The organism is Vibrio sp. 10N.247.311.51 (assembly GCF_041467855.1).
GTDB classification, from domain to species: Bacteria; Pseudomonadota; Gammaproteobacteria; order Enterobacterales; family Vibrionaceae; genus Vibrio; species Vibrio coralliirubri.
Map to the genome: position 1 here is coordinate 1 of NZ_JBFSVK010000056.1, position 8,389 is coordinate 8,389.

The window sequence follows — 8,389 nt, forward strand, 5'->3', positions numbered from 1 at the left end:
ATGAGGTGAACGCTCAAGCATGTCCGCTAGGTCGACCATTTTTGCCGTCGACTTAACTAACGGGTACATGTCAATGTTCGACATCAACTGGTTTTCGAGTGCGAACGCGATATCTTCACCGATACTCAACCCCACAAACTGGCTGTCAGTATCTTGCAATACCGTGCCGACTTGCTCGGTATAATCGTGCATCGAAAACTCAGAGATATTCTTGCCGTTTATCTCTAAAGAGCCTGTTACCTCACCTTTAATTGCATGAGGTATCAGACCATTGAGACACTGACCTAGGGTAGATTTACCACTACCACTTGGTCCAATAATGACGATTTTCTCTCCTTTCTCTATCCTTAGATTGATATTTTTTAGCGTCGGTTTATCCAGCGACTCATATCTAAAAGAGAAGTTCGAAAATGCTATAGTCATTATCGCTTATGCCTCGGTCAGGTTGCGGCTTTGTTTGTTGCGTTTAGCGACTGATTTTAGGATCAGGAAGCCCACAACAGCGATCAGAACGGTGTTACCCGCTGCGATGATAGACAGTTGAGTGAAGACTTTAGTAAACGGTTCTGCGTATAGGATGGTGTCAAGGAACGCAGAGCAGCCATAGCCAACAACGTTACCTGCAAGGGCCAGTATCACGAACAACACAAAATCTTTCATTGGCAGCTCGCCTTGTTGAAGACGGTTCTTAGTCATCATAGGGAATAAGCCGATAACCATACCTACGATGCCTGAGCCTAGTACCCAAGTTAACCACACGCCCCAGCCTGCGAACAGATCCGTTACCCAGTGACCGATAAAGCCAACTAAGAAGCCAACAATTGGGCCGAACAAAACAGAAAACAGTGCTAGGACTGCCATCGCTGGTTTCAATGTCGTGTTCGCAAACACTGGGACACCAAACATAGGTAAACCACCAATGCCGTACAGTGCCGCGCCAATGGCAATAACGACCACTGTTTTAGCTGAAAAGTTCATAGATAACCTCGAATACTGAAAGATAAAGCTTAATAAAGAACGAATATTCGCCATTATTAATATGCGTCTCAATGAGAACGTTTTTTGGGCAAATATAAAAAATAAGGCGCGCATTATACAGTAGAACCCTTCCATAAGGGAAGGTAAGTGTCTAGATGTCTAAAATTCCATCTGAACACCTAAATATCGTGTAAAAAGCGCAATTTTACGGTTAATCAAGCAACAAAAAAGCCAGAGCGGGTCTGGCTTTTTCATTCGTCTTAACAATGTGTTAAGCGGGTTCGTCACATATCTACGACCGTTTAGTGGTCTAGGTATAGATAGTTTTGCCAACTCTTCATGCGAATAAGGACCTTACGCATGATAGATACGTGAGTGAAGCTGTCAGAATAAACGGCAACTTCAACCGCGGTACCCATAGGTAAATGGTAGTCAGACAGATCATCTGTGATGCTCAATTTAACAAACACACGACCACTGGTACGCAACGCATCAGTACCTAGAAGCGCGCCTCTAGCTTGGAATTGGCTCTCACCAATAGCTGGAATCACTTCATCAATACGTCCTTTGAATATCTTCCCTGGCAATGCTCTAAACAAGAACTCAGCTTCGTAGCCCGGTTGTAGGCGTTGTAAGGAGTTTTGTCTGAACGCTGCGGTATAGAATTGTTCTTCTGTGTGAACAAAGGTCATCACAGGAGCTAAGGGAAGCGGCACTGCCATAACGCCTGGGCGCAATGCTAGTTGCGTAACGTATCCGTCAGTGGGAGCTCGAACCACGGTTTGCTCTAAATCAAACTGAGCTTTACGCAATTCGGCCAATAAGCTTAAAACGGCTGTATTCTCGCCACCAATTTCAGACTCTAGGGCAATTTGTGCTTGTTCTAGATTAGCATCTGCCACTTTCACTGCGGCTTCTGATGCCTTGTAAGCTTGTCTGCGAGTATCTAATTGTTGCTCGGTAAAGGCTCCACTGTCATAACCGCGCTTGTAACGAGAGAATTCACGTTGGGCTTTATCTCTCTCTGCGATGGCTTTGATTTTTGCAGCCTCAGCTTCAGCCACTTCAGATTCCATTCCAAGCGCACCTTGGCTTGCTTCCTTTACTTTAGCTTCTAATCTTGCAACTTCAGCTTCGAATGGAACTGGGTCGATTTTGAAAAGAATATCCCCTTCCTTCAGAGGTTTGTTTGCCTCTACTGGCACTTCGATAACTTTACCCCTAACGCCTGAAACGACTGGTGTTGTTGAGTAAACTTGATTACCAATTTGCGTGAAAGGGTGGTTGTAGTTCATCAGTAGGATCAAAGTACCTATGATGACGACACCACCAAGAACGGCGGTAGGTACTGTCCATTTATTGAGCGGGATATTAAATACTTTGAAGATAGTGATACAAAGTGCCGCATAGGTCATTATCAGCAGTAAATCCATTACTTAGCCTCCTGATCTTGAACGTTGTTTGTCTCTTTCTCTGGACTGTTTTGCTCAGCACCAGCTTGCTTGAGCTGTGCGATTTCTTCCTGAAGGGTACTCACTTGATCGATGAGAATATCGACGCGATGATGAATATCGTGTTGCTCTTCTTCTAATTTAGCGAAGCCCCAACCACGATCTTTACGCCACAGCGTTGCCCAGATCCAAAGGAAGGGCCAAATAGCGTGTAAGGTGAATAGGCTAACCCAGCCTGAGACATGAATAGCATCTTGATGAGGGTGGTTGCGTTCTTTCGCAATTTCATAGGGAATATCGTGAATAACGATGATGCCGTAAAAGATAACCAATGCTACGAAAATCAGTAGACCGAGTGCAAAGTAGTCTAAAAACATAACAGATCCTTGTAATGTTAGATATTAGTTATAAATATACTACGCTATCATCCAAGTAATTGTTATAAAAATGATTTACCGAGTTGAAAATAATGTGTTGTCGCTTCTAATGCGAATAAAAGCATTGATGAATCTTATAAATTCTCATCGCGTTTGAAGAGGTTATTTCGGCTTTCTGGTTTGTATTTAAGCTGAAATGAAGACAGTTAAGATTCTAACTGACGGGCATAACCACAAGGGACAAATACGGATGTATATAGGTGAATTGGCGGCCATTGGCGCTGCAATTGTGTGGGCATGTGCGACATGGATCTATGGACAATTTGGACATCGCTTCACTGCGATGCAATTGAACATTGTTAAGGGTGTAGTGGCGTCAGGGATGATGTTGCTGGTAATGCCTTTTATCCCGATGCCGGAGTTTGAACTGAGCACCAACCATTTTCTGATATTGGCAATTTCAGGGGTGATTGGCATTGCGATTGGAGATAGCGCCTATTTTGCAGCGTTGAAAAGAATCGGTGCCAATAAGACGTTGTTACTGGAATCTTTAGCCCCGCCTCTTTCTGGTGTGTTGGCATTAATGTTCCTTGGCGCTGTATTGACAGTGCAAAGCTGGCTCGGTGTCGTGATTACAACACTGGCGGTGACCTTCGTTGTCTTCCAACCATCAAAATCGGCGAGCGGTGAATCGAATGACCAAGCGCAGTGGGGTGGCATTGGTTATGGGCTTGTGGCGAGTGTCTGTCAGGCATCTGGTGTGGTTATCTCTCACTACGCGCTAGTGGCGGGTGACATTCCACCATTGTTAGGTGCACTGATTCGCCTGACGATTGGCGTGTTTGCCGTGATGCTGATTATCCCTTTCGTTGAAAAGAAGCCGTATTCATCGATAAAAAGAGATTTATGGGAAATGACCAAGCTCGATAAACTTTGGTTATTAGGAGCAATCTTTGTCGGGACGTTTCTCGCTCTATGGCTTCAACAAGTGGCGCTGAAAAATGCTAACCCCGCGATTGCACAAACGTTGATAGCGACCAGCCCGGTCTTTATTTTGGTGATTTATGCGCTGAAAGGGGAGAAGGTGTCAAAACAAAGTATCATCGGGACGCTTGCCGCCCTTGCGGGCATTTCTCTGTTCTTTTATCAATAAGCTGTTGGCCTTAGCTACAGAACTACAGAACTACAGAACTACAGAACTACAGAACTACAGAACTACAGAGTGACATGTCATTACTCTGTACACACTTGATTACGGCCGTTGGCTTTAGCTCGGTATAGCGCTTTATCGGCACGGTAGAAGGTACGTTGAGTATTCTCTCCGTCACGATGCAAAGTGATACCGATACTCACGGTCAAACCGCGCTCCCCAAGTATCTCATGCCAACCGAATTGGAAGATGCGCTCTCGATAATTTTCAGAGTGCATTTCTGCTTTAGGAAGATCAGTGTTCTCTAGAATGACGAGGAACTCTTCTCCACCAAACCTGACACACGACGCGCCTCTAAACTTAAAGTATGAACGCAGCTCTTGAGACACACTAACAATCGCTTTATCACCCACTAAGTGACTCAGTTCATCATTGATAGACTTGAAGTGGTCAATATCGATAACCATCAGTGCGAAAGAGGTATCGTGCAGCAGCATATCTTTCAGTTTCACATCTAACCAGCGACGGTTGTGTAACCCTGTCAACGGATCGGTGAATACGTCTTGTTGGAGCTGAGCCACCGCATTCTTGTGTTGTTCAGTTGTCTCTTTGAGCTCTTTGTTCTCTTGTTCAGAGAGAATGAGTTTGAGTTGTAACTCAAAACGGGACAGGCGGCGTAGCTGGCTTGCACCGAGTTCACTGATCGGGATCTGCTTCATCAGATCGGTTTCAATTCGGTAGCCTTTTTTCTCATAGCTTAGCGCTTCTTGAAAGCGCCCTTGATTCATACACACATCACTTAGCGAATCGTAGAATCGCTTTGCAAGTACTGGCGACGAGTAGGCTTTCACGCGTTTGTCTGTGCTCGACAAAATCATGCTCGCGTAGTCTTGCTTACCAGTTGCACTTAGGCAATGTGCTAGCTCTAGACGAGTCATGGTCGCAAGCCAGCTTGCTTGAGTGCTATTGGCTGGGTATTGAACCTTAGACAGGCAGCGTAGCGCTTCATGGTATTTTTTCTTAGCGCGCAGCACCTTCGCTTGGTAAAGCAATATTTGAGCTGTGAGCAACTTGTCACTCACCAAAATACTTAATTCTTCGCACTCATTCAGTAAATCGCTAGCCGCTGTAATGCGATTGAGTAGAAGCAAGCTTGCTACCATATGCAGCTTGAATTTGAGGCGAAGTGAGCGACTGCTTATCGCATGGTCTATGCTGCTGATTTTTTGATAGTAGCGAAGGGCTCTGTTGTGATCGCCATAGGAATCACACAGGTTGCCCATGCCTAAAATGGCTAATACATATTCATCGATATGGCCGTGTTCAACCGCGATTGTCGATGAACTGACGAATTCATTGAGTGCTGAGGTGTAATCACCAATTTCAACTAAGCGGTCACTTAGGCTGGTTTTGACTGTCAGAATGTCTTCGATATCGGCAGGAAGGTGGAGCAGATCGAGTGCTCGTCTCAACTCTTCGATACTGGTTTGATTTTGTTGTAACTCGGCACGGTATTCAGAGCTAATGATATAGCAGTGCGCTTGCTCTGTTTGCGTTGTCGAAACGTGCTGACGAATGTGGTTCCAGAAGATGATCGCTTCTTCACCTGATACTGATGAAGGGTCTAAACCGGCGTCTGTGATCTTGCTTAATAGAGTTTCCATTATTCTATTACCTCAGCATCGTCTTCTTCGAGTTGTTCAAGCGTGAACGGGAACGTCAAAATATCATTAAGGCTGACGGTCGGTTTCGAACCCTTTAATCCTTTTCTATGCCATGGATAGATATCGAGCATGGTGCTGAGAGTTTGGAAGGTTTGCTCTGCGGCTTCGCCTTTTTCGGAAAGCATAAGAGCCACACGTTCAGAACTTAGTCTTGCGATGAAGTCATTCTGGTTACATAAAGCATGAGCAATCTCGGTACAGACATCTAAGTAATCAGTATCGACATGATGGAACATAATGATGCTGTGGTTCGAGCGTTTAAGCTCTGTCTTAAACAGTACCAACTTTTCCCACCAAAAGGTTTCAGAGACAACGTAAGAGAGGTGCTTCTCAGGATCGTACTCGTGCTGACCACGAATACGGTTAATCAGTTTTCGCGTTCTCTGCTCTAGCTGGCGTTTTGAACTGCGCGCTTTATCTAACCCAACACGTGTCGTTTGCTCTTTGAGCATGCCGATAGAATATTGACGGTACTTTTTAAAGGCGACGAGCGCGGTTTGGAAGTCTTGGTTTTCTTCCGCCACCAAGGATTGTTGGTAACAGATTTGGCTCAGCAACTCGCCATTATCGAACTCGTTTGCGGATTGTTCTGCGAGCCTCAGTAATTTCGCCGCTTGTTCTGGTCTTTTTCTCAGGAGCTCCAATCTAGCTCGGCTGATGTATGAGTGCGCCTTCATCCAAACTAGGTTGTGTTCAACGGCCAGATTGTGCGCTTTGGCCGTGGCGCGCTCTGCGTCATCTAAGCGTTCAAGACCAAGTAGGGCGAGGCCTCGAAAGTCCCACACCTCTGCATGCCAAGTGTTATCTTTATGGTCTTTTAATGCTTCTTCTGCACCGTCCAATACCGACAGCATTTCAACATAGTTGTTGAGCAGGTAGTAGTCCCACGCGAGCAGTATTCTGGCTTTACCTTCTAGCCAACCAATACGACTGTTGTTAGCCACTTTAACGGCAAGCTGGTGGGTTGAACGTGCAAGTTTATATTCGTGGGTCATTCGCCAAATATTGCCAAGACCAATGAGGCATTCAATTTGAATTTCGACTTCATCAACCAATGCGGACTGCTCTAAGGCATTGATCCAAAACTGTTGGGCGGAATAGTACTTGGCTTGTCCCCAGAACTGGAGCGCGTGTAAATGGAGGATTTCAGGGAGAAAAAGGTCGGTATCTAATCGGCTTTGGCGCTTGTAGGCTTCCTTGATGTATTTTAAACCTTTTTGGTAATCCATCAGGTTCCAGCTACATCTTGCCATTAACATTAATGACTGGATGGCACCCTCTTCAAACAGAACTTGCTCAGATCGGACTAGGCACTGTTGGGCAATCTCTAGGATCACCGATGGCTCAGAGTCGACACGAGTTTTGAGTTTTTCTAATTCTGTTTCAAGAAGGTACTGATTTTTGTCCAAGACTTACATCCATGATTATCGAACATATTGATAACACAATCATTATAAGAGTGTAATTTGAGATAAGCACCAATTATCCTTCGTAGAGCGTCAAAGGAACATCGATCTTTTCTAATTATGGGTGTTACCTCATATTGTCGCTTTAAAATCAATGAGTTCCCGAATAATTACCTAGAGGCTTTGTTGCTATGAAAGTAGTTGCTTTAGAGTTAATGGCAGCTCCGCTACGCCTAAGCGTTGTGCTGCCGTGAGCCCTTGCTTATCTTGGTAGCACAGATTGTGCCAAGCTCTAAATATGTCGAGCAATGGAAGAATGCCCCCAGGACGAAGCTTACGTCTGGGCTCACTAATAAAGCTATCAAATAACAGCTGAAAGCGCTGTTGATAGAACTTAGTTTGTTGAATTGAGGCCGTGTTAAACCACTGTTTTGGTTCTGGATTGTTACCGGTTAGGTAGCAGATACCTTTCTGGTTATCACCCTGATTCGCAATAGCCCAACGATCTCGCCACCAACTCATGTGAACGATGTCGATCTTTTCAAAACTTTGATCGTCTTGCCAGCCAGAATCTTCTTCGACATACATAAGGTCAATATTTTGACTCTGAATGCGCGGCAAACATACGCTTAAAGCGGCAGATCTTAGTAATGGATCTTGTGGCATATAGATGGCGACATGCTTGTCTTCGTTACACATATCCAACACATGTAAGAAGTGAGCATAAGAGGTATAAGGCGGTCGAATGAGTGCACCCTTTGAAGGGTAGCTAAATGTGGTGAGGTTACCCATAGGGTCCTCAACGTTACCTCTCGCAAGAATCACTTGGTATTGCTGTTCAATGCGCTCTTTTAGTTTGTCTGAGGGCTGAGGCAGTTCGAGATTTGCTTCTGAAGAGTGCTCCTTGGATACAAAGCGTGCCACATCATCATAAGGGTTGTGGTCGACGTTCCCTGATGGTTCTTCATTTTGAGAGTAGTTAACGTGTTGGCAAAGGATATAGCCAGAATGCGCCTCGCCCGTTGCTATCCATACCACACCGTTGTTACTTTGTGGTTGCAGACGCTGGTAGTGAGATGCGAACTCGTAATCTTTTGCATGGTTAACCCATCGTGCATCGATCATCGCTAATTTACGACGACAACGGCTCGCGATATGGTCAACATGATCATAGAAAGTCTTTGGGTTGATCTCTAATTTTCGGCAGATTTCACGTACGGAATAGCCCATGAACAGTAAGCCCATGAGGTTCTCTTGAAATTGGAGTTTTTTATTGGATCCAGACCATTTATCAACGAAGGTT

The 8,389-nt window shown here is 45.0% G+C and carries 8 protein-coding genes; 1 reads left to right on the plus strand and 7 read right to left on the minus strand.

Annotation, left to right across the window (positions count from 1 at the left end; translation table 11 throughout):
* The 4 genes from AB6E85_RS25520 to AB6E85_RS25535 form a co-directional block, all read right to left on the minus strand.
* Positions 1-423, minus strand: a 423-nt coding sequence (locus AB6E85_RS25520; protein ID WP_372144754.1) for an ABC transporter ATP-binding protein, incomplete at its 3' end; no start/stop codon positions are given.
* Positions 424-429: 6 nt separating this feature from the next.
* Positions 430-978 (minus strand): ECF-type riboflavin transporter substrate-binding protein, encoded by a 549-nt coding sequence (locus AB6E85_RS25525; RefSeq protein WP_004732085.1) that lies wholly within the window; start codon positions 976-978, stop codon positions 430-432.
* 302 nt (positions 979-1,280) lie between these two features.
* On the minus strand, positions 1,281-2,411 hold the full coding sequence (locus AB6E85_RS25530; protein WP_048609817.1) for an HlyD family secretion protein: 1,131 nt from the start codon (positions 2,409-2,411) through the stop codon (positions 1,281-1,283).
* On the minus strand, positions 2,411-2,806 hold the full coding sequence (locus AB6E85_RS25535) for a DUF3302 domain-containing protein (protein WP_048610582.1): 396 nt from the start codon (positions 2,804-2,806) through the stop codon (positions 2,411-2,413). The genes AB6E85_RS25530 and AB6E85_RS25535 overlap by 1 nt, the downstream gene beginning before the upstream one ends.
* Positions 2,807-3,056: 250 nt before the next feature.
* On the opposite strand from AB6E85_RS25535, the gene AB6E85_RS25540 reads away from it, so the two are divergent.
* Positions 3,057-3,959 (plus strand): DMT family transporter, encoded by a 903-nt coding sequence (locus AB6E85_RS25540; protein ID WP_268671089.1) that lies wholly within the window; start codon positions 3,057-3,059, stop codon positions 3,957-3,959.
* Positions 3,960-4,039: 80 nt separating this feature from the next.
* Here the strand turns inward: AB6E85_RS25540 and AB6E85_RS25545 are convergent, their stop codons facing one another.
* The 3 genes from AB6E85_RS25545 to AB6E85_RS25555 form a co-directional block, all read right to left on the minus strand.
* Positions 4,040-5,620 (minus strand): GGDEF domain-containing protein, encoded by a 1,581-nt coding sequence (locus AB6E85_RS25545; protein ID WP_048609814.1) that lies wholly within the window; start codon positions 5,618-5,620, stop codon positions 4,040-4,042.
* On the minus strand, positions 5,620-7,089 hold the full coding sequence (locus AB6E85_RS25550; protein WP_372144758.1) for a hypothetical protein: 1,470 nt from the start codon (positions 7,087-7,089) through the stop codon (positions 5,620-5,622). The genes AB6E85_RS25545 and AB6E85_RS25550 overlap by 1 nt, the downstream gene beginning before the upstream one ends.
* Before the next feature lie 186 nt (positions 7,090-7,275).
* A partial coding sequence (locus tag AB6E85_RS25555; protein ID WP_372144760.1) for a lactate dehydrogenase occupies positions 7,276-8,389 on the minus strand: 1,114 nt, incomplete at its 5' end.

What these genes read in the sequence shown, in the direction of transcription:
- AB6E85_RS25525 (WP_004732085.1), bottom strand. Translation starts at nt 978, where the DNA reads ATGAACTTTTCAGCTAAAACAGTGGTCGTTATTGCCATTGGCGCGGCA.
- AB6E85_RS25530 (WP_048609817.1), bottom strand. Translation starts at nt 2,411, where the DNA reads ATGGATTTACTGCTGATAATGACCTATGCGGCACTTTGTATCACTATC.
- AB6E85_RS25535 (WP_048610582.1), bottom strand. Translation starts at nt 2,806, where the DNA reads ATGTTTTTAGACTACTTTGCACTCGGTCTACTGATTTTCGTAGCATTG.
- AB6E85_RS25540 (WP_268671089.1), top strand. Translation starts at nt 3,057, where the DNA reads ATGTATATAGGTGAATTGGCGGCCATTGGCGCTGCAATTGTGTGGGCA.
- AB6E85_RS25545 (WP_048609814.1), bottom strand. Translation starts at nt 5,620, where the DNA reads ATGGAAACTCTATTAAGCAAGATCACAGACGCCGGTTTAGACCCTTCA.